This is a genomic window from Klebsiella sp. M5al (genome assembly GCF_002090195.1).
Taxonomy (GTDB): domain Bacteria; phylum Pseudomonadota; class Gammaproteobacteria; order Enterobacterales; family Enterobacteriaceae; genus Klebsiella; species Klebsiella grimontii.
The window spans coordinates 839,386-865,925 of the sequence record NZ_CP020657.1 but is presented as its reverse complement, the minus strand read 5'-3'; the positions used below and the strand labels follow the sequence as shown (position 1 = coordinate 865,925).

Annotated in this window: 26 protein-coding genes and 3 tRNA genes; 9 read left to right on the top strand and 20 right to left on the bottom strand. The window is 57.1% G+C overall.

The features are described from left to right. Positions 1–79: 79 nt before the first annotated feature. Entirely contained in the window at positions 80–949 is an 870-nt protein-coding gene (gene robA / locus BWI76_RS04205) for an MDR efflux pump AcrAB transcriptional activator RobA (protein ID WP_004132273.1), read from the top strand. On the opposite strand, the gene gpmB is transcribed toward robA, so the two are convergent. Then, the gene (gene gpmB, locus BWI76_RS04200; RefSeq protein WP_004128725.1) at positions 946–1,593 is read right to left on the bottom strand and encodes a 2,3-diphosphoglycerate-dependent phosphoglycerate mutase GpmB; all 648 of its coding nucleotides are present in this window, start codon (positions 1,591–1,593) and stop codon (positions 946–948) included. The two genes, robA and gpmB, sit on opposite strands and share 4 nt — an antisense overlap. Positions 1,594–1,707: 114 nt before the next feature. On the opposite strand from gpmB, the gene yjjX reads away from it, so the two are divergent. After that, entirely contained in the window at positions 1,708–2,229 is a 522-nt protein-coding gene (gene yjjX, locus BWI76_RS04195) for an inosine/xanthosine triphosphatase (protein WP_004132276.1), read from the top strand. On the opposite strand, the gene trpR is transcribed toward yjjX, so the two are convergent. Further along, positions 2,210–2,542: a trp operon repressor gene (gene trpR, locus BWI76_RS04190; protein WP_004132278.1), complete on the bottom strand. Its 333-nt coding sequence runs from the start codon at positions 2,540–2,542 to the stop codon at positions 2,210–2,212. The genes yjjX and trpR overlap by 20 nt on opposite strands. Positions 2,543–2,659: 117 nt before the next feature. Next, on the bottom strand, positions 2,660–4,597 hold the full coding sequence (sltY, locus tag BWI76_RS04185; RefSeq protein WP_004132280.1) for a murein transglycosylase: 1,938 nt from the start codon (positions 4,595–4,597) through the stop codon (positions 2,660–2,662). 273 nt (positions 4,598–4,870) lie between these two features. Between sltY and ettA the strand changes: the two genes are divergently transcribed. Next, positions 4,871–6,538: an energy-dependent translational throttle protein EttA gene (ettA, locus tag BWI76_RS04175; protein WP_014227837.1), complete on the top strand. Its 1,668-nt coding sequence runs from the start codon at positions 4,871–4,873 to the stop codon at positions 6,536–6,538. Positions 6,539–6,636: 98 nt separating this feature from the next. Here the strand turns inward: ettA and nadR are convergent, their stop codons facing one another. From nadR to serB, 3 genes are read right to left on the bottom strand one after another with little or no spacing between them, the layout of a single operon-like run. After that, positions 6,637–7,869 (bottom strand): multifunctional transcriptional regulator/nicotinamide-nucleotide adenylyltransferase/ribosylnicotinamide kinase NadR, encoded by a 1,233-nt coding sequence (gene nadR / locus BWI76_RS04170; protein ID WP_004132285.1) that lies wholly within the window; start codon positions 7,867–7,869, stop codon positions 6,637–6,639. 21 nt (positions 7,870–7,890) lie between these two features. After that, positions 7,891–9,273 carry a DNA repair protein RadA gene (radA, locus tag BWI76_RS04165; protein WP_024360394.1) on the bottom strand — a complete coding sequence of 461 codons (1,383 nt, stop codon included), beginning with the start codon at positions 9,271–9,273 and terminating at the stop codon, positions 7,891–7,893. A 9-nt stretch (positions 9,274–9,282) separates the two neighbouring features. Continuing rightward, positions 9,283–10,254 (bottom strand): phosphoserine phosphatase, encoded by a 972-nt coding sequence (serB, locus tag BWI76_RS04160; RefSeq protein WP_049086195.1) that lies wholly within the window; start codon positions 10,252–10,254, stop codon positions 9,283–9,285. Positions 10,255–10,358: 104 nt separating this feature from the next. Here serB and BWI76_RS04155 point away from each other — a divergent pair, with 104 nt between their 5' ends. Together BWI76_RS04155 and lplA are read left to right on the top strand one after the other, a co-directional pair. Next, the gene (locus tag BWI76_RS04155) at positions 10,359–11,000 is read left to right on the top strand and encodes a YtjB family periplasmic protein (RefSeq protein ID WP_004128710.1); all 642 of its coding nucleotides are present in this window, start codon (positions 10,359–10,361) and stop codon (positions 10,998–11,000) included. A gap of 10 nt (positions 11,001–11,010) precedes the next feature. After that, complete coding sequence (lplA, locus tag BWI76_RS04150; protein WP_004132289.1) at positions 11,011–12,027, top strand: lipoate--protein ligase LplA; 1,017 nt, start codon at positions 11,011–11,013, stop codon at positions 12,025–12,027. Between the two features lie 58 nt (positions 12,028–12,085). Here the strand turns inward: lplA and deoD are convergent, their stop codons facing one another. The 13 genes from deoD to BWI76_RS04085 all read right to left on the bottom strand — a co-directional run bounded on the left by deoD (position 12,086) and on the right by BWI76_RS04085 (position 24,481). Further along, on the bottom strand, positions 12,086–12,808 hold the full coding sequence (gene deoD / locus BWI76_RS04145) for a purine-nucleoside phosphorylase (RefSeq protein ID WP_004098401.1): 723 nt from the start codon (positions 12,806–12,808) through the stop codon (positions 12,086–12,088). Between the two features lie 94 nt (positions 12,809–12,902). Then, positions 12,903–14,126, bottom strand: a complete 1,224-nt coding sequence (gene deoB, locus BWI76_RS04140) for a phosphopentomutase (protein WP_064371493.1) — start codon at positions 14,124–14,126, stop codon at positions 12,903–12,905. Between the two features lie 52 nt (positions 14,127–14,178). Next, positions 14,179–15,501, bottom strand: a complete 1,323-nt coding sequence (gene deoA, locus BWI76_RS04135) for a thymidine phosphorylase (RefSeq protein WP_004132291.1) — start codon at positions 15,499–15,501, stop codon at positions 14,179–14,181. A gap of 77 nt (positions 15,502–15,578) precedes the next feature. Continuing rightward, the gene (deoC, locus tag BWI76_RS04130; protein WP_004132293.1) at positions 15,579–16,358 is read right to left on the bottom strand and encodes a deoxyribose-phosphate aldolase; all 780 of its coding nucleotides are present in this window, start codon (positions 16,356–16,358) and stop codon (positions 15,579–15,581) included. A gap of 414 nt (positions 16,359–16,772) precedes the next feature. Further along, positions 16,773–18,050 carry a NupC/NupG family nucleoside CNT transporter gene (locus BWI76_RS04125; RefSeq protein WP_004132295.1) on the bottom strand — a complete coding sequence of 426 codons (1,278 nt, stop codon included), beginning with the start codon at positions 18,048–18,050 and terminating at the stop codon, positions 16,773–16,775. Positions 18,051–18,195: 145 nt separating this feature from the next. Beyond that, positions 18,196–18,975 carry a metal-dependent hydrolase gene (locus tag BWI76_RS04120; protein ID WP_004132297.1) on the bottom strand — a complete coding sequence of 260 codons (780 nt, stop codon included), beginning with the start codon at positions 18,973–18,975 and terminating at the stop codon, positions 18,196–18,198. Beyond that, complete coding sequence (locus tag BWI76_RS04115; RefSeq protein ID WP_004132299.1) at positions 18,972–20,045, bottom strand: patatin family protein; 1,074 nt, start codon at positions 20,043–20,045, stop codon at positions 18,972–18,974. Before BWI76_RS04115 ends, BWI76_RS04120 begins: the two co-directional genes overlap by 4 nt. Before the next feature lie 120 nt (positions 20,046–20,165). Beyond that, positions 20,166–20,327 carry a DUF1328 domain-containing protein gene (locus BWI76_RS04110; RefSeq protein WP_003856556.1) on the bottom strand — a complete coding sequence of 54 codons (162 nt, stop codon included), beginning with the start codon at positions 20,325–20,327 and terminating at the stop codon, positions 20,166–20,168. A gap of 123 nt (positions 20,328–20,450) precedes the next feature. Continuing rightward, on the bottom strand, positions 20,451–21,062 hold the full coding sequence (gene osmY, locus BWI76_RS04105; protein WP_004132300.1) for a molecular chaperone OsmY: 612 nt from the start codon (positions 21,060–21,062) through the stop codon (positions 20,451–20,453). Positions 21,063–21,279: 217 nt separating this feature from the next. Then, entirely contained in the window at positions 21,280–22,869 is a 1,590-nt protein-coding gene (prfC, locus tag BWI76_RS04100) for a peptide chain release factor 3 (RefSeq protein ID WP_004128689.1), read from the bottom strand. Positions 22,870–22,960: 91 nt separating this feature from the next. After that, positions 22,961–23,638, bottom strand: coding sequence for a pyrimidine 5'-nucleotidase (yjjG, locus tag BWI76_RS04095; RefSeq protein WP_004128688.1), 678 nt, complete (start codon positions 23,636–23,638; stop codon positions 22,961–22,963). A 14-nt stretch (positions 23,639–23,652) separates the two neighbouring features. Continuing rightward, positions 23,653–24,099 carry a ribosomal protein S18-alanine N-acetyltransferase gene (gene rimI, locus BWI76_RS04090; RefSeq protein WP_004128686.1) on the bottom strand — a complete coding sequence of 149 codons (447 nt, stop codon included), beginning with the start codon at positions 24,097–24,099 and terminating at the stop codon, positions 23,653–23,655. Beyond that, the gene (locus BWI76_RS04085) at positions 24,068–24,481 is read right to left on the bottom strand and encodes a DNA polymerase III subunit psi (protein WP_004132304.1); all 414 of its coding nucleotides are present in this window, start codon (positions 24,479–24,481) and stop codon (positions 24,068–24,070) included. Before BWI76_RS04085 ends, rimI begins: the two co-directional genes overlap by 32 nt. Positions 24,482–24,639: 158 nt before the next feature. Between BWI76_RS04085 and rsmC the strand changes: the two genes are divergently transcribed. From rsmC to BWI76_RS04065, 4 genes are all read left to right on the top strand, one after another. After that, positions 24,640–25,668 (top strand): 16S rRNA (guanine(1207)-N(2))-methyltransferase RsmC, encoded by a 1,029-nt coding sequence (gene rsmC / locus BWI76_RS04080; protein WP_024360401.1) that lies wholly within the window; start codon positions 24,640–24,642, stop codon positions 25,666–25,668. Positions 25,669–25,835: 167 nt separating this feature from the next. Then, positions 25,836–25,922, top strand: a tRNA-Leu gene (locus BWI76_RS04075). Between the two features lie 28 nt (positions 25,923–25,950). Then, a tRNA-Leu gene (locus BWI76_RS04070) sits at positions 25,951–26,037 on the top strand. A gap of 31 nt (positions 26,038–26,068) precedes the next feature. Then, a tRNA-Leu gene (locus BWI76_RS04065) sits at positions 26,069–26,155 on the top strand. A 20-nt stretch (positions 26,156–26,175) separates the two neighbouring features. On the opposite strand, the gene BWI76_RS04060 is transcribed toward BWI76_RS04065, so the two are convergent. Further along, positions 26,176–26,415 (bottom strand): DUF1435 domain-containing protein, encoded by a 240-nt coding sequence (locus BWI76_RS04060; RefSeq protein ID WP_004132308.1) that lies wholly within the window; start codon positions 26,413–26,415, stop codon positions 26,176–26,178. Positions 26,416–26,540: the final 125 nt, after the last annotated feature.

Genomic DNA, 26,540 nt, shown 5'->3' with positions numbered 1-26,540 from the left:
TGAATGCTAAAACATCAAAAAATGCTATTATCCGCTACCTTTAGTATCAGGCACCTGAGTTTAAGGATGGGGATATTTTATGGATCAAGCAGGGATTATTCGCGATCTCCTTAGCTGGCTGGAAGGTCACCTGGATCAGCCTCTCTCACTGGACAATGTGGCAGCGAAGGCGGGCTATTCCAAGTGGCATCTGCAAAGAATGTTCAAGGACGTGACCGGCCATGCTATCGGTGCCTATATTCGCGCCCGTCGCTTATCTAAGTCGGCGGTTGCCCTACGCCTGACCGCGCGTCCGATTCTTGATATTGCGCTGCAGTATCGCTTTGACTCGCAGCAGACTTTTACTCGCGCCTTTAAAAAGCAGTTTTCGTTGACGCCAGCCCTCTACCGACGCTCTCCCGACTGGAGTTCCTACGGTATGCGCCCTCCGCTGCGTCTGGGCGAGTTCACCATGCCGCACTATGAATTCGTCACGCTGAACACCACTCAGCTGGTCGGCGTCACCCAGAGCTATACCTGTAAGCTGGAGGAGATCTCCGATTTCCGTAATCAGATGCGCGTCCAGTTCTGGCGGGAATTCCTCGCCAATACGCCATCGATTCCTCCGACGCTGTACGGCCTGCATGAGCCGCGTCCTAGCCTCGATAAAGACGATGAGCAAGAGGTGTTTTATACCACCGCGCTGACGCCGGAGCTGGCAAACGGCCACCTGCATAACGCCCATCCGGTAACGCTGGAAGGCGGCGAATACGTGATGTTTACCTACGAAGGTTTGGGCACCGGGCTGCAGGAGTTTATTCTGACGGTTTACGGCACCTGCATGCCGATGCTTAACCTCACCCGTCGTAAGGGCCTGGATATTGAACGTTTCTTCCCGGAAGATGAAAGCCGGAATCAGGAACCGCCTATTCAGCTGCGCTGCGAATACCTGATCCCGATTCGTCGTTAACGCTGGAGCTCATCCATCGCGGGGGCATCAAGATGCGACACATCCCCCGCGGTTTCCACCACCCATCCCGACGCCAGCCAGGGGCTTTGCTGATAGTCAACGCGGGAAATAGAGCAGTTGCGTAGACGCAGGCGACGCTCCGCGTAAGCGGGCAGACCAAGAATCGTACTCACCAGACATCCCAGCGCCATCCCGTGGCTCACCAGCAGCGGTCGGCTACCCGCAGGCAGTTCCAGACAAGACGTCAGCGCCGCGTGCATACGCTCGCTCAGCTCCTGCATTGACTCCCCCTGCGGGATACGCCCGTCGGGCGTGCCGTTAACCAGCTGTCGACGCCAGCCCTCCTCTTCTTCGCTCAGCGAGTCGATATGGCGCTTTTCAAGCACGCCCATATCCAGCTCACGCAAGCGTGAATCGGTCACGACGCTGCATCCGCAGGCTTCAGCGATGATTTCTGCGGTACGGCGCGTGCGGCCTAAATCGCTGGCGATAATATGCGTAATTCCCAACGTTCTGGCGCGCTCGCCCACCTGCCAGGCCTGACGCTCACCGTGGGCGGTAAGCGGGCTGTCGGACTGGCCCTGAATACGTCGCTCGGCGTTCCACTGCGTTTCACCGTGGCGAACAAGGTATACCTGTAACATGCTTTATTATCCGTTCTGAGCTCTTAACCCTCGAGCTACAAGCATAGCCGCCTGCAGCAAGAATGATTTGGAGTATACTGCGATGATGTTTAGTAATTCTGAGTTGTTTTGATTATGCACCATGTTGTCTCAGCTACCACTAATCCCGCCAAAATTCAGGCAATTCTGCAGGCTTTTAACGAGATCTTCGGCGAAGGATCCTGCCACATTGAGTCCGTCTCCGTCGAGAGCGGCGTGCCGGAACAGCCTTTTGGCAGCGACGAAACGCGCGCTGGCGCACGAAATCGCGTGGCTAACGCGCGTCGTGCGCGGCCAAACGCGGACTTCTGGGTCGCCATTGAAGCCGGCATCGACGAAGGCAGCACCTTTAGCTGGGTGACGATCGACGACGGCAGCCTGCGCGGCGAAGCGCGCTCGGCGACCCTGCCGCTACCGCAGGTTATTCTTGAAAAAGTCCAGGCAGGAGAAGCCCTGGGGCCGGTGATGTCTCAGCATACCGGCATCGATGAAATTGGCCGCAAAGAGGGCGCTATCGGCGTATTCACGGCCGGCAAGCTCACCCGCAGTAGCGTTTATCATCAGGCCGTCGTGCTGGCGCTAAGCCCGTTCCATAACGCTATTTATCGTCAGCTTTAATCAACGCCTGCTCCAGCCACAGACGTAGCTCCGCCGGTGCCGATTTGAGGCTGTTCGAACCGCGGGTAATGGTGGCGATCCCGGCGCCGAGTTCGTTTTTCAGCTCGCGCTGGCTCATCTCGCCGCGCAGTAGTTCTTCAATGATGCGCACCCGCGTGCCGAGCGCCTCGCGCTCGTCGGGCGTCAGCATGAGCTGTAAAAGCGGCAGATGGAGATCGTCGGCGTACGCCTGCTGCAGGAGGGCGACAAAACGCAGCCACTCCTGATGACGCTGTTCGGCCACCGCCGCTGAATAGGGGGATTGTTGGGTCATGTTACGCCACCTGTCGAATGTACTCACTAACGAGTACAAAGCATAACATACTTCTGTCCGGACTCTACGGATTTCGGGCAACATCGCGAAATCCGATGTTGCCCGAAGGAGGCTGTATTAATAGCGCAGCTTCCACTCCGCATCGCTCAGCAGCGTGTCTTTCTGACCCATAAAATAGCGATAGTAGGCATCATAGGACAGAACGTTTTTCACATAGCCGCGCGTTTCAGAGAACGGAATGCTCTCGATGAACGCCACCGCGTCAATGCGTCCGCCGCTGTTGCCCCGCCAGGTGCGCACTCGCCCAGGACCGGCGTTATAGGCCGCAGAGGCGAAGATTCGGTTATTGCCAAACTGCTGGTAAACATATTGCAGATAGCTGGTACCAATGTTGATGTTCATTTCCGGATCCAGCAACTGCGACGGACCGCTATAGCCGGGAATACTGAACATGCTCACCGTATGCGTTGCCGTACCCGGCATAATCTGCATCAGACCGCGGGCGCCAACCGGTGAACCGGCTTTCGGGTTCCAGGCGCTCTCCTGGCGCGCGATGGCCATCGCGTAGCTTTGCGGAATATCTTTACCGCTGATGTAGCGGGTAAAGAGGTCGTTATAGGCCAGCGGGAAACGCTCTTCCAGCTGATCCCACAGTTTTCCGGCGATGGTGGCCTGGACGCTCAGATCCCACCAGTCCTGATTAAACGCGTAACGAGCCAGCTGCGCCTGCTGATCTTTGGTTTTGCTGGTCACCAGGTTTGCCCACTCGCTGCGGGCGGTATTATCCATATTCCAGTACATCAGCTCGCGGACCCGCGCCATTTCCGGCCCCGAGGTCAGCGCCGGGTCGAGATTCGCCGGCGCTTTGTCGACGCGGAAGGTGTACTCCTCGCCAACGCGCTGGGCGGCGACCATGGGATAAAAGCCGCGCTGCTGCATCAGCGAGCGCAGAATATCTTTCGCTTCGTCATCACGTCCGCGTTCCAGCAGCAGATCGGCCTGCCAATAGCGCCATTCGTCCTTCTCTTTCGCCTCCATCGGTAAACGCGCCAGCCAGGTGTTCAGGCCACGGCGATCCCCAAGCCCCAGCGCCATACGTACCCGGCGCTCCACCAGCGAGGTAGATTGCGAACGCATAATGGCGTCGTCGCGCCAGATGGCCTGCTCTTCGGTCACATCGCTGCCCATCAGGCGCCAGGCGACGATATCCCGCAGCTCCTGAATCTGATCTTCATTGAGCTGCTGCGCCTGCGCTAGTGAGGGGATCATCAGGCGCGCGTTTTCCACATCCTGCCGGGCAACGCTGGCAAACGCGACCGCCGCCATCTGGCGGGTGAAATCCGTCGCGCCGGTTGTGCGGGCGAAGGTCATCACGCTATTGGGATCGTCAGCCAGCGCGATGACCGCCGTGGCAATGGTTTGATAGTCGGCCGGCATCTGCTGGGCCAGAACCCGTACCAGGCTGGTATTGCCGGCTTTCATCGCCAGGCGAATGCGTTCAAGGTAGGCCAGCGGATCCTGCTGACCGGAGGCGCGCCAGGCGCCAAACAGCTGGTCACAGGCGTTTGGCTGGCTTTTGCCGCTCAGCCACAGCGCTTTCGCCCCATCCCAGGCTTCCTGAGCCTGGCCGACGTTCCATTTCGCATAGTAGTAATTGCACTGCGCCTCGGTGCCGGTCGGCTTATCCGGGCTGAAGGCCAGCAGGCCGCGCCAGTCGCTGCGGCGCGCCAGTTCGTTGACGAACCGTGATTTCAGCGATCGTGCGGGAGGCAGCGTAGGATTGGCGGCAATAAAATTGGTCACCACCAGCGCCGGCTGGTTCATCAGATCGTCGGTAATCTGCCGGTACTGGAGATAAGGATAGAGCGGATAGGTCGTTAGCGTGGGCATCAGCTGATTAACGACATCCATCTGTCGACCGTCCCACGCCTGTTTAATTTGAGCATAGCGGCTGCGCTGTTCATCCAGTGAATCCGCATGCGCCAGTTGGCTTAACGTCAGCAGACTTACGCCGGCGGCCAGAAGACGCCACGTCACAGTTTTGGCTTTTTCCACAAGCTCTTCCTCTATTCAGGTACACCACAGCAGCATCATGCCGCGGGCAAAAATTTCAGGTATTACGTAGATATGCTAATCAGACAACGCGAATCGCGCCACGTCCCGGACATTTTTTTACTCTTTTGTGAATCCCATCGCCTCGCTGGGATTAAAGCGCGAAAAAGGCTACACTTCGCCTTTGAAAACTATTCACTACCCTACTCAATATCATTCTGGCTGCATCAAGCTAGCCTGAGGGATGAAGAGTATATAAAAGAGGCGAAGTCCAACGTGGCTCAATTCGTTTATACCATGCATCGTGTCGGCAAAGTGGTTCCGCCGAAACGTCATATTCTGAAAAATATCTCCCTGAGCTTTTTCCCTGGCGCAAAAATCGGCGTTCTCGGTCTGAACGGCGCCGGTAAGTCGACCCTGCTGCGTATTATGGCCGGCATCGATACCGATATCGAAGGCGAAGCGCGTCCGCAGCCGGGCCTGAAAATCGGCTATCTGCCGCAGGAGCCGCAGCTCAATCCGGAGCAGACCGTACGTGAGTCGGTTGAAGAAGCGGTGGCCGAAGTGGTCAATGCGCTGAAAGGCCTGGACGAGGTGTACGCCAAATACGCGGAGCCGGATGCCGACTTCGACAAACTCGCCGCCCAGCAGGGCAAGTTCGAAGAAATTATCCAGGCGCACGACGGGCATAACCTGAACGTGCAGCTGGAACGCGCCGCCGATGCTCTGCGCCTGCCGGACTGGGATGCGAAAATCGCCAATCTCTCCGGTGGTGAACGCCGCCGCGTCGCGCTGTGCCGCCTGCTGCTGGAAAAACCAGACATGCTGCTGCTCGACGAACCGACCAACCACCTGGATGCGGAATCCGTGGCCTGGCTGGAACGGTTCCTGCACGACTTCGAAGGCACCGTGGTGGCGATCACCCACGACCGTTACTTCCTCGATAACGTCGCCGGCTGGATCCTTGAGCTTGACCGCGGCGAAGGTATTCCGTGGGAAGGCAACTACTCCTCCTGGCTGGAGCAGAAAGATCAGCGTCTGGCGCAGGAAGCGTCTCAGGAAGCGGCGCGTCGTAAGTCAATCGAGAAAGAGCTGGAGTGGGTCCGTCAGGGCGCGAAAGGCCGTCAGTCTAAGGGCAAAGCCCGTCTGGCGCGCTTTGAAGAGCTTAACAACGTTGAGTACCAGAAGCGTAACGAGACCAACGAACTGTTTATTCCGCCAGGCGCACGTCTGGGGGATAAAGTGGTGGAAGTCAGCAACCTGCGTAAATCCTACGGCGACCGTCTGCTGATTGACGATCTGAGCTTCTCGGTACCGAAAGGCGCTATCGTCGGCATCATCGGTCCTAACGGCGCGGGTAAATCGACGCTGTTCCGCATGATGTCCGGTCAGGAACAGCCTGACGCCGGTTCTATCACCCTCGGTGAAACCGTCAAGCTGGCTTCCGTCGATCAGTTCCGCGATGCCATGGACAACAGCAAAACCGTGTGGGAAGAAGTTTCCGGCGGGCTGGATATCATGAAGATCGGCAACACCGAGATGCCGAGCCGCGCCTACGTGGGCCGCTTTAACTTCAAAGGGGTTGACCAGGGCAAGCGCGTCGGCGAGCTGTCCGGCGGTGAGCGCGGACGTCTGCATCTGGCGAAGCTGCTGCAGGTGGGCGGTAACGTCCTGCTGCTTGATGAACCAACCAACGACCTGGATATCGAAACCCTGCGCGCGCTGGAAAACGCCCTGCTGGAGTTCCCGGGCTGCGCGATGGTTATCTCGCACGACCGTTGGTTCCTCGACCGCATCGCGACCCATATTCTGGACTACCAGGATGAAGGTAAGGTGGAGTTCTTCGAAGGTAACTTTACCGAATACGAAGAGTACAAGAAACGCACCCTCGGCGCCGATGCGCTGGAGCCGAAGCGTATCAAGTACAAACGTATCGCGAAATAAAAGCAAAAGGGCAACGCAGGTTGCCCTTTTTGGTGTTTGCCCTCTCTCCCGCCGGGAGAGTGTTGTAGCCCGGCTCAGGCATTCAGGCCGCAGAAGGCCTATCCCTGCTCGCCCATCATCTCTTTTACCAGCTCAACGCAGCGCAGGAAGCGGGCATCGTAATCGGCCTCTTTCACATGCACAAAATCTATCTCGTTTTCTTTGAGCAACGACACCAGCATCGTCTGAAACTCCTTGCGGTCTACCGAGCTGCCAAGGCTACGTAAACCGTCGGCTACCCACGGCGTGTTGTTTTCCAGCAGGATGACCAGGTCAAAACGATACTCGTCGATCAGCGCTTGAACAAAGGGGTGTTCCCGCCCTTCGTACTTGAGACAGAACGCCTGGGTGCTGACAAAATCCGTGTCGATGAACGCCACCTTGTTGGCATACTTCACCGCGAAATCAATATATTGCGCGTGCCCAAGGGCAATCTTGTCATAGTCGGAGTATTGCAGCGCCATCTCATCGCCGCCGAGGTGCGAAAAGACATAGTCGCGGCCATATTCCCAGGCGCTGGTGGTATTAAAGATATTGGATAGCTTATTCACCAGCGTCGATTTACCGCTCGACTCACCGCCGAGGATCGCCACCGTGCGCACAAAAAACGGCTTCACTTCGGTAGGAATATATTCCCAGTAGCGGAACGGATTTTCACGGATCTGCCCGCCGCTGATGTTCATAAAGGTGCGTTTAGGATCGATGAGTACGGTTTCAATTCCCAGATGATCCAGATACTGCGGCGCGTCGCCCTCTTCCGAGGTGTAGATCCAGTTAGGTTCGATGCCCTTCTCGCTCATAAAGGCGCGGATCCCGCGGCTCCAGACGTCCCAGCCGTGCGGATAAGGCTCCATTCCCTCTTCATTGAAGGCGTGGATGCGGATATTCTTCTGATACTTAAAGGTTTGCAGCAGCCAGCGCAGGCGGTCAGGTACGGTCGGCTGCTGCGACATCGCGCTCTTTTCAAACAGCTCACGGTCACGGGGATCGTCGTAGCCCATAATGATGTGCAGCTCATCGACCTGGCTACAGGCGCGCTGAATCAAGTAGATATGGCCGGTATGCAGCGGGTAAAACTTACCAAATACCACGCCAACGCTTTTTTGCCGACGCGGAAACTCCAGCCCGAGAAACCGGTGCAGCGCTTCCAGCTTCTGCGCGCTGGGGCTTTTAATTTTCGCGTTCAGCAACTGGCTCAGATAGCCTTTTGTCATCCCGCTGGCGTCCGCTACCTGCTGTAGCGTACAGCCCTTCTGCTTAATGGCGCTTTTTAAATAGTCAAATGACGACATAGCGAGTCTCCTTTTCACTTATTATAAGTCGTCAAAGACGCTTAGCGCGTCCGCAAGCTTTTTCACGCCAAAGATTTGCATCCCTTCCGGCGCTTTTTTCGGCACATTCGCTGCCGGAACAATCGCCCGACGAAAACCATGCTTAGCCGCTTCGGAGATACGCTCCTGCCCGCTCGGCACCGGGCGAATTTCGCCTGCCAGCCCCACTTCGCCGAAGACGACCAGATCCTGCGGCAGCGGACGGTCGCGCAGGCTGGATACCATCGCCAGCAGCAGCGCCAGGTCGGCGCTGGTTTCGGTGACCTTCACCCCGCCAACCACGTTGACGAAGACGTCCTGGTCGGCCATCTGCAGACCGCCGTGACGATGCAGGACCGCCAGCAGGATCGCCAGGCGGTTTTGCTCCAGCCCCACCGCCACGCGGCGCGGGTTGGACATCATCGAGTGATCGACCAGCGCCTGGATCTCCACCAGCAGCGGTCGCGTGCCTTCCCAGACCACCATCACCGAACTGCCGGAGGTCACTTCGTCCCCGCGGCTCAGAAAGATGGCCGATGGGTTGCTTATCTCACGCAGCCCCTGCTCGGTCATGGCGAATACGCCCAGTTCGTTGACCGCGCCGAAGCGGTTTTTATGGCTGCGCAGGGTGCGGAAACGAGAATCGGCGTCGCCGTCGAGCAGCACGGAGCAGTCGATACAGTGCTCCAGCACTTTCGGCCCGGCCAGCGAGCCGTCTTTGGTGACGTGACCGACCATGACGATAGCCACGCCGCGCGTCTTGGCAAAGCGCGTTAAATAGGCCGCCGTTTCGCGCACCTGGGCCACGCTGCCCGGCGACGACTGCACGTCGGCCATATGCATGACCTGGATGGAGTCGATAACCATCAGCTGCGGCTTTTCTTCGTCGGCTATCTGGCAAATCTGCTCAATGCTGGTTTCTGACAGCATATTGAGGTTGGCCGTCGGCAGGCCTAAACGGTGAGCGCGCATCGCCACCTGCTGAAGCGACTCTTCCCCGGTGACGTAGAGCGTTTTCATGCCTTCGGAGAGCTTACACAGGGTTTGCAGCAGCAGCGTCGACTTACCCGCGCCGGGGTTGCCGCCAATCAAAATCGCGCTTCCCGGCACCACGCCGCCGCCGAGCACGCGGTCAAACTCTTTAAATCCGGTCGAAAAACGCGGCAGCGCTTCGAGGCTGATATCGGAGAGCTTCTGCACTTTCGACACGCCGGCATTACCGGCATACCCTGACAGGCGTTCGTTTCTTGCCACCTGCGGCGAAGCGGCAATGCGCATCTCGGTTATGGTATTCCAGGCATGACAGGCGCTGCACTGCCCCTGCCAGCGCGGATAATCCGCACCGCATTCATTACAGACAAATGCGCGTTTTGGAGCTTTCGCCACGTTAACCTCTTACTTTTGATTCATGCTGCCGGAGAGAATACAGAATACCCCCATCAGGTCAGCGTGGCGGATTGTCACCTCCGCCAGTTCATTAACTTTTGGCTTTGCATGATAGGCAATGCCGAGCCCTGCCGCTTTAATCATCGGCAGATCGTTTGCGCCATCGCCAATGGCGACGGTTTGCGCCGGCGGGATCTCATACTTTTCCGCCAGTTTACGCAGCGTATTGGCTTTATATTTCGCATCGACGATATCGCCGATGACGTTGCCGGTCAGCTTACCGTCCCTGATCTCCAGTTCGTTGGCGAACACCGCGTCGAGATGCAGCTTGTCGCGCAGATACTCGGCAAAGAAGGTGAAGCCGCCGGAGGCGATCGCCACCTTCCAGCCAAGCGTCTCCAGCTTCAGCACCAACTGGGTCAGGCCCGGCATCAGCGGCAGCGATTCGCGCACCTGCAGCAGAATGCTGGCATCGGCATCTTTCAGGGTCGCCACGCGCTGGCGCAGGCTGGCGGTGAAATCAAGTTCGCCGCGCATCGCGCGCTCGGTCACTTCCGACACCAGCTCGCCGGTCCCGGCCAGTTTGGCGATTTCATCGATGCACTCAATCTGAATCGCCGTCGAGTCCATATCCATGACCAGTAAGCCCGGCGTACGTAAATGCGGGATTTTACCCAGCGGCGCCACGTCAAACCCGGCTTCATGGGCCAGACGGGTGGCACGAAGCGTAAGGGAGCCCGCCAGCCGCATCACCTGATAGTCGTCAACCGCCCAGGAGGCGACGATAACCAGCGCCGCGCCCAGCTCGCGCTGCCACTCGGTCAGACGATGCTTGTTAAGACCGCGACCATACAGCAGCCAACCGCTGCGTCCGGCATGATAATCCAACGGCATGACCTCATCACCGCTCAGGGAAAGCGGCAATCCAGGCCACAGGGAAACATCTTCAGGCAGGTCGCACCAGGTCAAACTGTTTGGCATCACGGCTCCACATAACTTCATTCAGGCGAGGAAAATAACGCATGAGGCTACCTTGTAACCAGCGCTTCTGGCAACATTAAGCTGCAAATTTTCAAAGGTGGAATATGGTACGCGCAAAACTTAAATTCCGACTGCATCGCGCGGTAATTGTTCTGATCTGTCTCGCACTCCTCGTCGCCCTGATGCAGGGGGCCTCCTGGTTCAGCCAGAACAGTCAGAAGCAGCGCAATCCGCAGCTGGAAGAACTGGCACGCACGCTCGCCCAGCAGGTCACGCTCAACCTGGCGCCGCTGTTGCGTAGCGAAACGCCCGATGAAAAGCGGATTAGCCAGCTGCTGGAACAGCTTACCCACAAAAGTCGCATCCTCGACGCCGGCGTTTATGACGAGCAGGGCGACCTGGTGGCGCGTTCAGGCGAAAGCGTCGAGGTACGCGATCGGCTGGCGCTGGACGGTAAAAAAGCGGGCGGTTACTTCAACCAGCAAATTGTCGAGCCTATTCAGGGAAAAAACGGCCCGCTCGGCTACCTGCGCCTGACGCTGGATACCCATACCTTAGCCACCGAAGCGCAGCAGGTCGATAATACCACCAATATCCTGCGCCTGATGCTGCTGCTATCGTTGGCCATCGGCGTCGTCCTGACGCGCACCCTGCTGCAGGGAAAACGTACCCGCTGGCAGCAATCGCCTTTCCTGCTCACCGCCAATAAGCCGGTGCAGGATGAAGATAAAGATGAATCAGAATAAGGAAATCGCTATGTCCACGTTGCGCCTGCTGCTCTCCGACTCTTACGACCCCTGGTTCAACCTGGCGGTTGAGGAGTCTATTTTTCGCCAGATGCCCGCCACCCAGCGGGTACTGTTTCTGTGGCGCAATGCCGATACGGTGGTCATTGGCCGGGCGCAAAACCCGTGGAAAGAGTGTAATACCCGACGCATGGAAGAAGATAACGTGCGCCTCGCGCGTCGCAGCAGCGGCGGCGGTGCGGTATTCCACGATCTGGGCAATACCTGCTTTACCTTTATGGCCGGCAAACCGGAGTACGATAAAACCGTTTCCACGAATATCGTCCTGTCAGCGCTGAATGCGCTGGGCGTCGAGGCGGAAGCCTCGGGCCGCAACGATCTGGTGGTGAAAACCACTGAGGGCGACCGCAAGGTCTCCGGCTCCGCCTATCGCGAAACGATGGATCGCGGCTTTCATCACGGTACGCTGCTGCTGAACGCCGATTTAAGCCGTCTGGCCAACTACCTCAATCCTGATAAGAAGAAGCTGCAGGCCAAAGGCATTACCTCCGTACGCGGACGGGTAGCCAATCTGGTCGAGCTGCTGCCGGAGATTACCCATCAGCAGGTCTGCGAGGCGATTCAGGAGGCATTCTTCGCCCATTACGGCGAACGCGTCGCAGCTGAAGTGATCTCGCCGGAGAACATGCCGGACCTGCCGAATTTTGCCGCGACCTTTGCGCGCCAGAGCAGCTGGGAGTGGAACTTTGGCCAGGCGCCCGCCTTCAGCCATCTGCTGGATGAGCGTTTTACCTGGGGCGGCGTAGAGCTCCATTGCGACGTCGAGAAAGGCCATATCACGCGCACGCAGGTCTTTACCGACAGCCTTAACCCGGCGCCGCTGGAGGCGCTGGCCGCCAGATTGCAGGGTTGCCTGTACCGCGCGGATATGCTGCAGCAGGAGTGTGACGCGTTGATTGGGGATTTCCCGGAGCAGGAAAATGAGCTGCGGGAGTTGTCAGCGTGGATTGCACAGGCCGTACGCTAGCTACGGCCTGGTGCCCTCATCCCGGCCCTCTCCCATAGGGAGAGGGAGGAAGAGATGATTACTCTTTATCGCCCAGCAGAACGGATTCCAGCGCGATTTTAATCATGTCGTTGAAGGTCGTCTGACGTTCAGCGGAACTGGTCTGCTCGTGGGTACGGATATGGTCGGAGACCGTGCAGATGGTCAGCGCTTTAGCGCCAAACTCCGCCGCGACGCCGTAGATACCGGCCGCTTCCATTTCCACGCCCAGGATACCGTATTTTTCCATCACGTCGAACATCTCGCCGCCATCCGGCGCATAGAACAGGTCGGCGGAGAAAATGTTGCCCACGCGAGCGTCAACGCCCAGCGCTTTTGCCGCGTCAACCGCGTTACGCACCATGCCAAAGTCGGCAATCGCCGCAAAGTCGTGGTCTTTAAAACGCATACGGTTAACTTTAGAGTCGGTGCAGGCACCCATGCCGATAACCACGTCGCGCAGCTTAACGTCCATACGCACCGCGCCGCAGGAGCCTACGCGAATGATTTTTTTGACGCCGAAGTCGGTGATCAGCTCTTTTGCGTAAATGGAGCAGGACGGGATCCCCATACCGTGGCCCATAACGGAAATTTTGCGGCCTTTGTAGGTGCCGGTGAAGCCCAGCATACCGCGCACGTTGTTCACTTCGCGGACGTCTTCAAGGAACGTTTCTGCAATGTGCTTCGCGCGCAGCGGGTCGCCCGGCATCAGCACAACGTCAGCGAAATCGCCCATTTCTGCGTTAATGTGTGGAGTAGCCATCGTTAAATCCTTCTGAATGTTGTTGCCTGATGGCGGCAGCGCCTTATCAGGCCGACAAAAAAGGCCCGGCGAACGAAGCTCGCCGGGCAAATAATCACAGCATGTTTTTGCCGTAGTCCATCGCAGAGGTACCGAAGTACGTCGCCAGGGTCTGGCCAATATCCGCGAAGGTTTCACGGTGACCCAGCGAGCCCGGCTTCACTTTCGGGCCATAAATCAGTACCGGAATGTGTTCACGAGTATGGTCGGTACCGGTCCAGGTCGGGTCGCAGCCGTGATCGGCGGTCAGGATCAGAATGTCATCTTCCCCGACCAGTTCCATCAGCTCCGGCAGACGGCGATCGAACAGCTCCAGCCCTGCGGCATAGCCTGCAACGTCGCGGCGGTGGCCCCAGGAAGAGTCGAAGTCTACGAAGTTGGTGAAGACGATGGTCTCGTCCCCCGCTTCTTTCATCTCTTTGACGGTGGCGTCAAACAGCGCATCCAGGCCGGTCGCTTTCACTTTTTTAGTGATACCGCAGTTGGCGTAGATATCGGCGATTTTACCCACCGATACGACCTGGCCCTTTTTCTCGTCGACCAGCTTCTGCAGTACCGTCGGCGCCGGCGGCTCAACGGCCAGATCGTGGCGGTTACCGGTGCGCTGGAAGTTGCCGGCTTTATCGCCGATAAACGGACGCGCGATGACGCGACCAATGTTGTAGCCGCCTTCGGTCAGCTCTTCACGCGCGATTTCACACAGCTCGTACAGCTTATCGAGACCATAGGTCTCTTCATGGCAGGCAATCTGGAATACCGAGTCAGCGGAGGTATAGAAAATCGGCTTGCCGGTTTTCATATGCTCTTCGCCCAGCTGGTCGAGGATAACGGTACCGGAAGAGTGGCAGTTGCCGAGGTAGCCCGGCAGGTTGGCGCGCTTAACCAGCTTATCCAGAAGCTCCTGCGGGAAGCTGTTTTCATGCTCGGGGAAGTAGCCCCAGTCAAAGAGAACCGGCACGCCGGCGATTTCCCAGTGGCCTGACGGGGTGTCTTTACCGGAAGAGAGTTCATGCGCCCATGCGTAAGCGCCGATAACTTCCGCGCTGCCGTCCATACCGGCGGCAACTTTACCGGTAGAACCCTCATGGGCTTTAACCAGCCCCAGACGGGTCAGATTAGGCAAATTCAGCGGGCCTTTGCGGCCGTTGTCAGCCTCGCCCTTGGCGCAGGCTTCTGCAATATGGCCCATGGTGTCCGAGCCGACGTCGCCAAAGCGATCGGCGTCTTCAGTCGCACCGATGCCGAATGAGTCCAGCACCATAATAAATGCACGTTTCATATTATTCTCCGTACCTTTTGCGCTGTAAAAAAGCGATCAGATCAGTATATAACTATTCGGTGATACGACGATAGACCGTCGGCGTCATTTCAGGCGCTTTAGCGCCAAGTTTTATGGCGGCTTTAACGGCCCTGGCCGCTTCCTGCCAGCTGTTTTCATCTTTTGCATGGATAACCGCCAGCGGCTGCTGCGCGTCTACGCGCGCGCCGAGGCGAACCATATCGGTGAAACCGACGCTGTAATCAATCAGATCCGAGGCCTGACGGCGACCGCCGCCCATCGACACCACCGCCATGCCCAACGCACGGGTGTCCATTTCTGCGACAAACCCTTCGCCTTCGGCGTAGACCGCTTTGCTCAGCATCGCGGCCGGCAGATATTTATCGTAGTTTTCCACGAAGTCGTTCGGCCCTTTTTGCGCCGCCACCATCCGGCCGAAGACGTCGGCGGCTTTACCGTTATCCAGCACCGCCTGTAGCTTCGCCCGCGCGTCGGCCTCGTTCTCCGCCAGTTTGCCGGAAATCAGCATCTCGACGCATAGCGCCATCGTCACCTCAAGCAGCCGCGGATTGCGGTACTCGCCGGTGAGGAACTGCACGGCTTCACGCACTTCCACCGCATTCCCGGCGCTGGAAGCCAGCACCTGATTCATATCGGTTAACAGCGCGGTCGTTCGCACGCCGGCGCCGTTGGATACCCCGACGATCGCTTCAGCCAGCGCGGCGGAAAGCTCATAAGTAGGCATAAAGGCGCCGCTGCCGACTTTGACATCCATCACCAGCGCGTCCAGTCCTTCCGCCAGCTTCTTGGCCAGAATCGAGGCGGTAATCAGCGGGATAGAGTCCACCGTCGCGGTGATATCGCGCGTCGCGTAAAAACGTTTGTCCGCCGGCGCCAGAGAGCTGGTCTGCCCGATAATCGCGACGCCGACATCTTTAATGATTTCCCGGAAGCGGCTATCGTCCGGGAAGATATCGAACCCTGGAATCGCCTCCAGCTTATCGAGCGTACCGCCGGTGTGCCCGAGGCCGCGCCCGGAGATCATCGGCACATAGCCGCCGCAGGCCGCGACCATTGGCCCCAGCATCAGCGAAGTCACATCGCCCACGCCGCCGGTGGAGTGTTTATCAACGATTGGGCCATTAAGGTTAAGATGCTTCCAGTCCAGAACGGTTCCTGAATCCCGCATCGCCATGGTCAGCGAAACGCGTTCCGGCATAGACATATCGTGGAAAAAAATGGTCATCGCCAGCGCGGCGATCTGCCCTTCTGAGACGGTGTTGTCGCGGATGCCGTTGATGAAGAAGCGAATTTCTTCATCACTCAGCGCATGACCATCACGTTTTTTACGAATAATTTCTTGTGCGAGAAACAAGATAACCTCCCGGGGAAAGAGTCAAAGACCAACCGCAGGCCGGACAACATCCGGCCTTGAGGTCGGCAAATTACGTTTTAGTAGCTGCTGGCGCTCTTACCATCGCCGTGACCCAGCGCTTTCAGCAGGCTTGCCAGCAGGCTGGAGGCGCCAAAACGGTAGTGGCGAGAGTCCGCCCAGTCGGCACCGAACAGCTCATCGGCAATCGCGAGGAATTTTTGCGCGTCTTCTGCGCTACGCACGCCGCCTGCCGGCTTGAAGCCGACGCTCTGCTGAACGCCCATATCGCGGATGACCTCCAGCATGATGCGCGCGCTTTCCGGGGTCGCGTTCACCGGAACTTTACCGGTAGAGGTTTTGATGAAGTCGGCGCCGGCTTTGATGGCGATTTCAGACGCTTTACGAATCAGCGCATCTTCTTTCAGTTCGCCGGTTTCGATAATCACTTTCAGCAGCACGTTTGCTGCCGCGCAGGCTTCTTTACAGGCTTTCACCAGGTCAAAACCGACCTGTTCGTTGCCGGCAATCAGCGCGCGGTAAGGGAACACGACGTCAACTTCGTCAGCGCCGTAAGCGATCGCCGCGCGGGTTTCCGCCAGCGCGATATCAATATCATCGTTACCGTGCGGGAAGTTAGTCACCGTCGCGATGCGAATATCCGGGGTACCCTGCTCGTTCAGCGTTTTACGCGCGATCGGGATAAAGCGCGGGTAGATGCACACTGCGGCAGTATTACCTACCGGTGTTTTGGCCTGGTGACACAGCGCGATCACTTTTTCATTGGTGTCATCATCGTTCAGGGTGGTCAGGTCCATCAGTTTCAACGCGCGCAGGCTGCTTGCCGTTAAATCAGTCATTTCATACTCCGACGGCGTAGTGCCGTTTTAAAGTTTGTTCACCTTGCGAGTCTGTTACTATTGTAACATTCCCTCGCCGCTACACTTCGATACACATCACAGTTAATGAAAACTAATTGCTAATTTGCATTACTGTATAGTGATAAAAATCACAAAATAAAGCCTAATCCGTGCGCTTCCACTGCCAGACTCTCTATAAGCATAATCAGGAATCGCCACTGCGAATCAATGTTATTATTATAACATAACCTCGCAACAAGCCTCGACACCGGCACCGACATTTTGTGCGAAAAAATGCCAGATACATCATGAGTGGTTGATAAATAGAGAATTATAAAATGATAGAATTTTAACACTCAGAAGTGAGAACCCCACGGCGGCAATGCCGCGGGGTTCTTGGCGTGCAAGACGGCGTTATAGCGCGAGGAATACGCCCGCTATCGTGGCGCTCATCAGGTTAGACAGCGTTCCCGCCGCCACGGCCCGCATGCCCAGTTGGGCAATTTCCTGGCGGCGATTAGGCGCCATGCCGCCCAGTCCGCCAATCAGGATGGCAATGGACGACAGGTTGGCAAAACCGCACAGGGCAAAGGAGATGATGGCCTTGGTGTGGGTTGAAATCACCTGCAAACCGGCGGCAGCGACCTCGGTATCGGCTTTCAGATACTCGCCGAAATTCATGTAGGCCACAAACTCGTTGATAATCAGCTTCTGGCCGATAAACGAACCGGCAACGGTGGCTTCATTCCACGGCACGCCAATCACCCACGCCAGCGGCGAGAAAACCCAGCCAAGGATCATTTGCAGCGACAGGTCCGGATGGTTAAACCAGCCGCCCACGCCGGAAAGAATACCGTTAACCAGGGCAATCAGCGCGATAAACGCCAGCAGCATCGCCCCGACGTTAAGCGCCAGCTGCATCCCGGAAGCCGCGCCGGATGCGGCGGCATCCAGCACGTTCGCCGGCGCCTGCGGATCGGCGTCATTTTTTTCCATCGCCGGGTTGTCCCGGGGCTGCTCGGTCTCCGGCACGATAATCTTCGCGAACAGCAGGCCGCCCGGCGCCGCCATAAACGAAGCGGCGATCAGATATTCCAGCGGTACGCCCATCTGAGCGTAACCGGCCAGAACGGAGCCCGCTACCGAGGCCAGCCCTCCGCACATCACCGCGAAAAGCTCGGAACGGGTCATGGTGGCGATGTAAGGACGCACCACCAGCGGCGCTTCGGTCTGACCAACGAAGATGTTCGCCGTGGCGGAGAGCGACTCCGTGCGCGAGGTTTTGAGTACCGCGCGCAGCGCCCCGCCGAGGATGCGGATAACAAACTGCATGATGCCGAGGTAATAAAGCACGGCGATCAGCGATGAGAAGAAGACGATGACCGGCAGGACGCGCAGGGCAAAAACAAACCCGCCGCCGCCGAAGACTTCAAACATCTTATCGGAAACCAGCCCGCCAAAAATAAAGCCGATCCCTTCATTGCCGTAGGCAATCACGTTAGCAACGCCGTTCGACATGGCCAACAGCGCCGTACGCCCGGCCGGTACATAAAGAATTAACGCGCCGATCCCGACCTGGATAATCCAGGCACCGAGGACGGTGCGCAGATTGATGGCTTTTCGATTACTGGAGAGGAGCACAGCGATGGCTAACAGCACCACCATGCCAATAAGTCCCATGATAATTTGCATACAGAGTCCCTGTGTATTGATAGTTCAGTCTAAAACCCCGCGATTATAACGGCATGAAACCATCACGCTTATTTCAGCTCACACATTTTAAGCAAAACAATGAGATAAAAAGGCAGGAATGAGACACAGGTCACTCAGTAAGACGTTACTGAAGGGAAAAAATCTCTTTTGTATTATCTATCAGGGTATTAGCTATCACTTCCGCGGGCTCAGGGCGCAGCTCGCATAGGGTGGAGAAGACGCGAGCCGCCTGTTCGGGCCGGTTCGGCTGCCCCTGGAAACCGTTCAACGGCATATCCGGCGCATCGGTCTCCAGCAGTAGCGCCGAAAGCGGCAGCTGCGCCATCACATCGCGGGTCTTGCTGGCGCGCGGGTAGGTAATGGTGCCGCCAACGCCAATCTTATAGCCCAGTTGCACAAACCGCTCCGCCTGCTGAAGGCTGCCGGCAAAACCGTGGACCACGCCGGTTCGCGGTAAAGCGTGTTTTTTCAGCAGCATCGCCAGCTTATCGTGAGTGCGTCTGGAGTGGAGGATCGCCGGCAAATCGTAGCGTTTCGCCAGACGTAGCTGCGCCTCAAATACAGAAAGCTGGCGCTCAAACTGCGGATCTTCGCGATAGAGATCGAGACCTATCTCCCCGACCGCGACCAGCTTAGCATCGCGTTTCGCCAGACAGCGCTCAAGCCGTTCAAGGCTGTCGGCGCCATGCCGCTCAATCGCTATCGGGTGGAGGCCCAGGGCGGCGTAGAGCTCGCTATGCTTCTCTGCCAGCGCTAACACGCGGTCAAAGTTATCCGCTTCCGTCGCGGGCACCACGATCTGCGTCACGCCAGCCCGCACCGCCCGGGCAATACTGGCGCTTTCGTCACCGGTGAACGGGGGGAAATCGAAATGGCAGTGGGTATCAATAAATCGCAGGGTCACGCCAGATCCTCACTCTCAAAGCTGGCATCATTGGCCTGCACGGCCGCGATAACCGGAGCCTGGGGGATCTCATTGGCCACCGGCGCCGGCGGGATAACCACCGTTTTCGGCACCGCAATACGCGGCGCATGGCGCAGCAGCGGCGGTCTGTCGGCCAGCAGTTTGCCGACGGTGGCGAGGAAATAGCGCCCGCACTGGCGCCCGGTCTTGTAGTCTTCCAGCAACGCCGGTAGACGACTGCCTAACGCCATACTCTTCAACGGCTTCTGCGGATAAATCTCCAGAATTCTCAGCTTACCCGGCGGTTTTTCAATGAACTCCTGGGTGGAGCGATAGGTGGTTTCGTGGTGCTGCACCAGATTCACAAACGGCTGCAGGCTGCTTTCGCCGAGCCAGCGCTCCATCCGCTTAAACCACTGCGGGGTGTAGTACATCTGGGACGGTACGGTGCGGATCACCACGATGGTTTGCGCACCGCGACGGGCGGCTTCCTGCACGGGGATCGCATCGCTGACGCCGCCGTCGAGATAGTTCACGCCGTCCAGCAGCACGCCGCTGCGGTAAAAACCGGGAATGGCGCTGGAGGCGCGAATCAGGTCAAGCCAGGTCTGCTGGGTTGGGGAGAAGTAGTTTGGCGTGTAATCATCGCCGCGACAGGCGCACATCCAGAACTCTTTGCCCTGGGCAAAACGATCTTCAGCATAGGCCATCGCCAGCGGCATTTTTTTCGCGGTGCTGTCGACCAGCCAGTCGAGATCGATAAGATTTCCGCCGCGCACAAAACGCATCGGGTCGAAAAACTCGCGGGCGGTGGTGTAGCGGGTGATCACCTTGCGGGCATAGCCGGGCTGGTTGCATAGATAGGCCGACAGGTTTTGCGCCCCGGCAGAGGTGCCAAACATCATATCGAACGGGTTAAATCCCGCGCGCATGAATTCGTCCAGCACCCCGGCGGTAAAAATCCCTCTCTGTCCCCCGCCTTCGCACACCAGAGCAAGCCTGCCCGGCTGGAAGGGTTTAACAGATAACGGCGTAATGTTGCCCAACGTAACGGGAATTCGCTGCCCCACCCTGCTTTCCTGTCCTGCTTATTATAAAAACAAAGGTAACGCATTTTTTAACGCCCTGAAACCGAGAAAGCCAGTCACATTGACTGGCTTTATGTAAGACGGTATTTCACACGTTAACGTCTAGGGACGCCGACGGCCGGTGAACAGGCTGACCAGGAACAGGATAATACCGACAACGAAGACAATTTTCGCAGCCCAGGCAGCGGTACCAGCCAGGCCACCAAAGCCCAAAGCGGCGGCAATTAACGCGATCACCAGAAAAATAATGCCCCATCTAAACATACGTCTCTCCTTACCATAGTTAATGACGGTCGATTTTCTGCGCACTCAGGCCGCGCATACACAACCCTGTGGTGCTACACATCCTGCGGAAAGGCCGCAGAATAATTTTTTTAATGAATAGATTTATTTGACGCTAAGGTCGTTCTTCACGCTTTTGACGCCGGATACAGCTTTCGCAATACCTTCCGCCCGCTCCGACTGCTTACTGGATGCGACCGTACCGGATAGATGTACAACGCCATCGGTGGTCTCTACCTTCACGTTTCGCGACGGAACGATATCGTCAGCCAGCAATTTAGCTTTGATCTCGCTGGTCACCGCCGTGTCGCCGGCATAGCCCTTCAGCGAAGCAGATTTTTCGTTCTGCACGCTAAGCTTATCGTTAACGGAGCTCACGCCTTCAACCGCCTTCGCGACGCTAAGCGCCTGCTGGTGCTGTTCTGAACTATCAACCGTCCCGCTTAAGGTGACGACTTTATCTTCAGTTTTCACAGAGATATCGGTGCTGCGAATATCTTTATGATCGATCAGCGCCGCTTTCACCCTGGCGGTGATGGTGCTGTCGTCCATAAAATTCCCGACTTTGTTCATCGAATTATCGACGGCTTGCCCGGCATTGCTTGCTGCAGATTTCGCGCTGTCTACGGTCGAGTTTTCTGCATACGCCGAAGCGCTGATTATTGCTGAGCCCAGGAAGAGGGCCAGGAGTGTCTTGCCGCTCTTAAGTCTTGTCATCGTCGTTCCTCGTTATATCTAAGCAGGTAAAGCAAAATAAGTAGTCTATTAAGCCAGGATTCCAAAAATTACTTATTAAATGTAGTAGATACACGGAAGAGTGCGGCATTAACGGGTAAAAAAGCGCGCAAAACGGTAAGAATTAAGAACTTTCCAGAAAGGGCAAACCGAGGGGAAAATGGCGTGGAGCGCGGCGAAAACCGCGCTCCAAAGAGGATTAGTGCTCGCGGGTTTTACGGAACTGGACGTCTGGGTAACGTTCCTGCGTCAGATTCAGGTTCACCATGGTCGGGGCGATATAAGTCAGGTTATCGCCGCCATCCAGCGCCAGCTGAATTTCATTCTTACGCTTGAACTCTTCAAATTTCTTCGCGTCGCTGCATTCCACCCAGCGTGCGGTCGCGACGTTGACGGACTCATAAATCGCCTCGACGTTGTATTCGCTCTTCAGACGAGCGACAACCACGTCAAACTGCAGCACGCCCACCGCGCCGACGATCAGATCGTTATTGGCGATCGGCCGGAATACCTGCACCGCGCCCTCTTCCGAGAGCTGTACCAGTCCTTTCAGCAGCTGCTTCTGCTTGAGCGGATCTTTCAGGCGAATACGGCGGAACAGTTCCGGCGCGAAGTTCGGGATACCGGTGAACTTCATCATTTCGCCCTGGGTGAAGGTATCGCCAATCTGGATGGTGCCGTGGTTATGCAGGCCAAGGATATCGCCCGGATACGCTTCTTCCACGTGCGAACGGTCGCCGGCCATAAAGGTTAGCGCGTCGGAGATCACCACGTCCTTGCCGATACGCACCTGGCGCATCTTCATGCCCTTCTCGTACTTACCGGAAACCACGCGCATAAAGGCCACGCGGTCGCGGTGTTTCGGGTCCATGTTAGCCTGAATTTTAAACACGAAGCCGGTGAACTTATCTTCCGAGGCTTCCACCGTGCGGGTGTCGGTTTTACGCGGCATCGGCGCAGGGGCCCACTCCACTAAACCGTCCAGCATATGATCGACGCCAAAGTTACCCAGCGCGGTTCCGAAGAATACCGGGGTAATTTCGCCCGCCAGGAACAGCTCTTTATCGAACTCGTTAGACGCGCCCTGCACCAGCTCCAGCTCATCGCGCAGCTGCTGCGCCAGGTCTTCACCCACCGCCGCATCAAGCTCCGGGTTGTCTAACCCTTTCACGATGCGCACTTCCTGGATGGTGTGGCCTTTACCGGTCTGATACAGGTAGGTTTCATCTTTATAAAGATGGTAAACGCCCTTGAACAGTTTGCCGCAGCCAATCGGCCAGGTGATCGGCGCGCAGCCGATTTTCAGCTCGTTTTCCACTTCATCCAGCAGCTCCATCGGGTCACGGATGTCGCGGTCAAGTTTGTTCATAAAGGTCAGGATCGGCGTATCGCGCAGACGGGTGACTTCCATCAGCTTACGGGTACGATCCTCGACGCCTTTTGCGGCATCGATAACCATCAGGCAGCAGTCCACCGCCGTCAGGGTACGGTAGGTATCTTCGGAGAAGTCTTCGTGCCCCGGGGTATCCAGCAGGTTAACCAGGCAGTCGTGATAGGGGAACTGCATCACGGACGTGGTGATGGAGATACCGCGCTGCTTTTCCATCTCCATCCAGTCAGATTTTGCATGCTGGCTGGAGCCGCGGCCTTTTACCGTACCGGCGGTCTGAATCGCCTGTCCGAATAACAGAACCTTTTCAGTAATGGTCGTTTTACCGGCATCCGGGTGAGAAATAATGGCAAAAGTGCGGCGCTTGGCCACCTCCTGCAAATAAGGAGACAACGTCATAATTCAATCTTCTTGAGTAAGCGGCAACGCGCCGCGCATGTTGAATACGAAAAAATTGCGGCTATTTTACCCATCAATGGGGGGGAGGCAATCAGTGTTTACACAGGAGTTGCTCCAGTTCGCTCAAAGAGGTGACCGTCCAGTCCGGGCGGAGGTCCGCGGGCAGCTCGCGTTGATGGGGGTTGAACCAGCAGGTCGCCAGGCCGGCATTTACGCCGCCGCGAATATCAGACTCAGCGGTATCGCCAACCATCAGCACCCGCGAACGATCGGGGTTGCCCGCCTGCGCCAGCGCATAGTCAAAAATACGCGCATCCGGCTTAGCCACCCCAACCTCTTCGGAGATAATCAACAAATCAAAGTGATCGCGTAAACCGGTACGTTCAAGACGCGTCTGCTGTAGCGAGGTAAAACCGTTGGTGATGATGCCCATTTTCACCTTCCCCTGCAGCGAGTCGAGCAGCGATACGGCCCCCGGCAGCGGCGAACAGATTTCCGCCATCGCGTTCATAAACGCGGCGTTCAGCTCGCCGGGAGGGACATTCAGGCGCTCCGCCCAACCGTCAAAGCGCTGATGCTGCAGCTGAAGCGAAGTAATGGCGCCGTTCTGATAATCCACCCACAGCGGCTTATTCACGGCCTGGTAGTCCTGAAAATCCTCTGCGGAGAACGTCACGCTATAGTCGAGAAACATCCGCTGTAGGCCGCTAAACGAGTCAAACGTAAATAACGTTTCATCGGCATCAAAGAAAATCCAGTCCCACTTCATCGTATCACCTTGTCTTACATACTGATTGGCAGTGCCATAATGATTGCGTCCTCACGTCCGTCGACCGTGGGGTAATAGTTGCGGCGAATCGTCGCCTCGTTAAAGCCTAAGCTTTCATAGAGCGCGATGGCGGCGACGTTAGACGCGCGCACCTCCAGCCACAGCGTGACGACGCCGCGTTTTTCGACCTCATCAATCACCTGTTCCAGCAGTTCCCTGCCCAGACCGCGACGCTGAAACGCGGGGTCGACGGCGATATTGAACAGCGTCGCCTCGTCGAGGATGATTTGCGTAATGGCAAAAGCCGCCATCACGCCGTCCACGGACAGTTGAAGATTCAGATAGCGCTCGCCCTGATTACTGGCAAACGTCTGCTCGCTCCACGGAAAAGCGTGGGCGCGCGTTTCAATTTGCCAGGCGCGGGGCAAATCAGCCGGGTTGAGGGTAGAAATCGTGTTCATGTGCGCAAATCTGTTGCCAGAGCGCCATGCGGGCAGGCGTACTGGTCTGAAGTTCATCGAAAGCGGGCGTGGCGATCTGTGCGCCCGCCAGCGGTAGCGGCGCGTCGGTGCCCAGCCGCCAGCTATTACAGCGTGCGTCCTGAGGCAGCATCGCAACGCGCTCAGGCGTCAGCTGCATCACCTGCTCCGGCGTCAGGGCCAGCGCGCGCAGAATATCGCTGATAAGCGGTTCGCTCAGCAATGGCGGTTCTTCCGCCACCATCACCAGGCGAATATGTCCAGGAAGCGAGATAGCGATTTCACCCTGTAACGCCCCAGGACGACGCAGCGACCACTGGGTGATGCCCAGCTGCTGTAATTGCCAGTCTCGTCGGGATGTCATAGCGAAACACTCCTGTTAATTAAGCGCGCAATATAGCAAATCCGTCGTATCTGCGCCAACAAACTACGCGGCGGTCGGAGCGCGTCCCACCGCCAACAAAGAGGCAGCCTGAAAGATAACGTGTATAATCGGCGCCAGTCTCAATGAAGGAGTGTTTCATGTCCGCTTTTACCCCGGCAAGTGAAGTCTTGCTGCGCCACAGTGATGATTTCGAGTCCGCCCGCGTTCTGTTTGCCGGTGACCTGCAGGATGACCTGCCCGCACGTCTGGACACGGCCGCCAGCCGCGCCCATACCCAGCAGTTCCACCACTGGCAGGTACTGAGCCGCCAGATGGGCGAAAATGCCCGCTATAGCCTGGTCGCAGAGGCCGGCGATGTCGCCGATTGCGATACGCTGATCTACTACTGGCCAAAGAATAAACCGGAAGCGCAGTTTCAGCTGATGAACCTGCTTTCGCTGCTGCCGACCGGTATTGATATTTTCGTGGTTGGCGAGAACCGCAGCGGCGTACGCAGCGCCGAGCAGATGCTGGCGGAGTATGCGCCGCTGAGCAAAATCGACAGCGCGCGCCGCTGTGGCCTGTATCACGGTCGTCTGGAGAAACAGCCCACGTTCGATCCCGAACAGTACTGGGGCGAGTACCCGCTGGAGAATCTGACGATTAAAACGCTTCCCGGCGTCTTCAGCCGCGACGGGCTGGATATTGGTAGCCAGCTGCTGCTTTCCACGCTCACCCCGCATACCAAAGGTAAAGTGCTGGACGTCGGCTGCGGCGCTGGCGTGCTGGCAACCGTGCTGGCCAGCCACTCGCCTAAAGTTCGCTTAACGTTATGCGACGTCAGCGCGCCGGCAGTAGAAGCCAGTCGCGCTACGCTCGCCGCTAACGGCATCGAAGGGGAAGTGTTCGCCAGCAACGTGTTCTCCGAAGTAAACGGCCGTTTCGACATGATCATCTCCAACCCGCCTTTCCACGACGGTCTGCAGACCAGCCTGGAAGCCGCGCAAACCCTGATCCGCGGCGCCGTTCGTCATCTCAACAGCGGCGGAGAGCTCCGCATTGTCGCCAACGCCTTCCTGCCCTACCCGAACGTGCTGGATGAGATCTTCGGCTTCCATGAAGTGATTGCTCAAACGGGCCGATTTAAGGTCTACCGAACGGTGATGACGCGTCAGGCGAAGAAATAACCTCGTTTTTTTCGGCGCCAGCAGCCGCTGGTCGCCGATGCTTCCCCTCCCTGACCGCCCATTTTTGCAACAATCAATCCAACTGATACAATTAACTATTGACGAATAGCTGAAAACCACTAGAATGCGCCTCCGTGGTAACGATACTTTCATAGTGTCGATGGTATGCGAAGGTGGCGGAATTGGTAGACGCGCTAGCTTCAGGTGTTAGTGTCCTTACGGACGTGGGGGTTCAAGTCCCCCCCCTCGCACCATAATCCACGTTGATATTGCTCGCACTGGGCGAAGGTGGCGGAATTGGTAGACGCGCTAGCTTCAGGTGTTAGTGTTCTTACGGACGTGGGGGTTCAAGTCCCCCCCCTCGCACCAACGAGGCGATATCAAAAATTAAGAATACTGTGCGAAGGTGGCGGAATTGGTAGACGCGCTAGCTTCAGGTGTTAGTGTCCTTACGGACGTGGGGGTTCAAGTCCCCCCCCTCGCACCAATATTCTTATCCCTTCTGCTTTATCCCATCAGCTTGACATTCATTATAATCAGCATCATTCCACTGACTAACGCCACGCATGACGGCAGCAAAACGAAATGTCGCAGCTGACGGTGCCAAATCATCATCGCTGACATAAGCATTCCCAGCGCCACCAATGCGCGCCAGGCATCAACCGACAAATCGGCAAACCCAAGCGCGGCAATCAGTACGCCGGGGAGCACCACGCCCCATCCACTCCCTAAAGTTCGCTGCAACATGTTTTCGCCTCTCGTAACGATAATGATAACCAATATCATATGGTAGTTTTTATCATTTGTCATGTCAGGGAAACGGGAAGCCTTTATTCTTTACGTTTGCAGTAATGACATACATTCATGAAGGT

Excerpts from the sequence above, each read along its gene's own strand:
- robA (WP_004132273.1), top strand. The coding sequence starts at position 80 with ATGGATCAAGCAGGGATTATTCGCGATCTCCTTAGCTGGCTGGAAGGT.
- gpmB (WP_004128725.1), bottom strand. The coding sequence starts at position 1,593 with ATGTTACAGGTATACCTTGTTCGCCACGGTGAAACGCAGTGGAACGCC.
- yjjX (WP_004132276.1), top strand. The coding sequence starts at position 1,708 with ATGCACCATGTTGTCTCAGCTACCACTAATCCCGCCAAAATTCAGGCA.
- trpR (WP_004132278.1), bottom strand. The coding sequence starts at position 2,542 with ATGACCCAACAATCCCCCTATTCAGCGGCGGTGGCCGAACAGCGTCAT.
- nadR (WP_004132285.1), bottom strand. The coding sequence starts at position 7,869 with ATGTCGTCATTTGACTATTTAAAAAGCGCCATTAAGCAGAAGGGCTGT.
- serB (WP_049086195.1), bottom strand. The coding sequence starts at position 10,254 with ATGCCAAACAGTTTGACCTGGTGCGACCTGCCTGAAGATGTTTCCCTG.
- BWI76_RS04155 (WP_004128710.1), top strand. The coding sequence starts at position 10,359 with ATGGTACGCGCAAAACTTAAATTCCGACTGCATCGCGCGGTAATTGTT.
- lplA (WP_004132289.1), top strand. The coding sequence starts at position 11,011 with ATGTCCACGTTGCGCCTGCTGCTCTCCGACTCTTACGACCCCTGGTTC.
- deoD (WP_004098401.1), bottom strand. The coding sequence starts at position 12,808 with ATGGCTACTCCACACATTAACGCAGAAATGGGCGATTTCGCTGACGTT.
- deoB (WP_064371493.1), bottom strand. The coding sequence starts at position 14,126 with ATGAAACGTGCATTTATTATGGTGCTGGACTCATTCGGCATCGGTGCG.
- deoC (WP_004132293.1), bottom strand. The coding sequence starts at position 16,358 with ATGACTGATTTAACGGCAAGCAGCCTGCGCGCGTTGAAACTGATGGAC.
- BWI76_RS04125 (WP_004132295.1), bottom strand. The coding sequence starts at position 18,050 with ATGCAAATTATCATGGGACTTATTGGCATGGTGGTGCTGTTAGCCATC.
- BWI76_RS04110 (WP_003856556.1), bottom strand. The coding sequence starts at position 20,327 with ATGTTTAGATGGGGCATTATTTTTCTGGTGATCGCGTTAATTGCCGCC.
- osmY (WP_004132300.1), bottom strand. The coding sequence starts at position 21,062 with ATGACAAGACTTAAGAGCGGCAAGACACTCCTGGCCCTCTTCCTGGGC.
- prfC (WP_004128689.1), bottom strand. The coding sequence starts at position 22,869 with ATGACGTTGTCTCCTTATTTGCAGGAGGTGGCCAAGCGCCGCACTTTT.
- yjjG (WP_004128688.1), bottom strand. The coding sequence starts at position 23,638 with ATGAAGTGGGACTGGATTTTCTTTGATGCCGATGAAACGTTATTTACG.
- rimI (WP_004128686.1), bottom strand. The coding sequence starts at position 24,099 with ATGAACACGATTTCTACCCTCAACCCGGCTGATTTGCCCCGCGCCTGG.
- BWI76_RS04085 (WP_004132304.1), bottom strand. The coding sequence starts at position 24,481 with ATGACATCCCGACGAGACTGGCAATTACAGCAGCTGGGCATCACCCAG.
- rsmC (WP_024360401.1), top strand. The coding sequence starts at position 24,640 with ATGTCCGCTTTTACCCCGGCAAGTGAAGTCTTGCTGCGCCACAGTGAT.
- BWI76_RS04060 (WP_004132308.1), bottom strand. The coding sequence starts at position 26,415 with ATGTTGCAGCGAACTTTAGGGAGTGGATGGGGCGTGGTGCTCCCCGGC.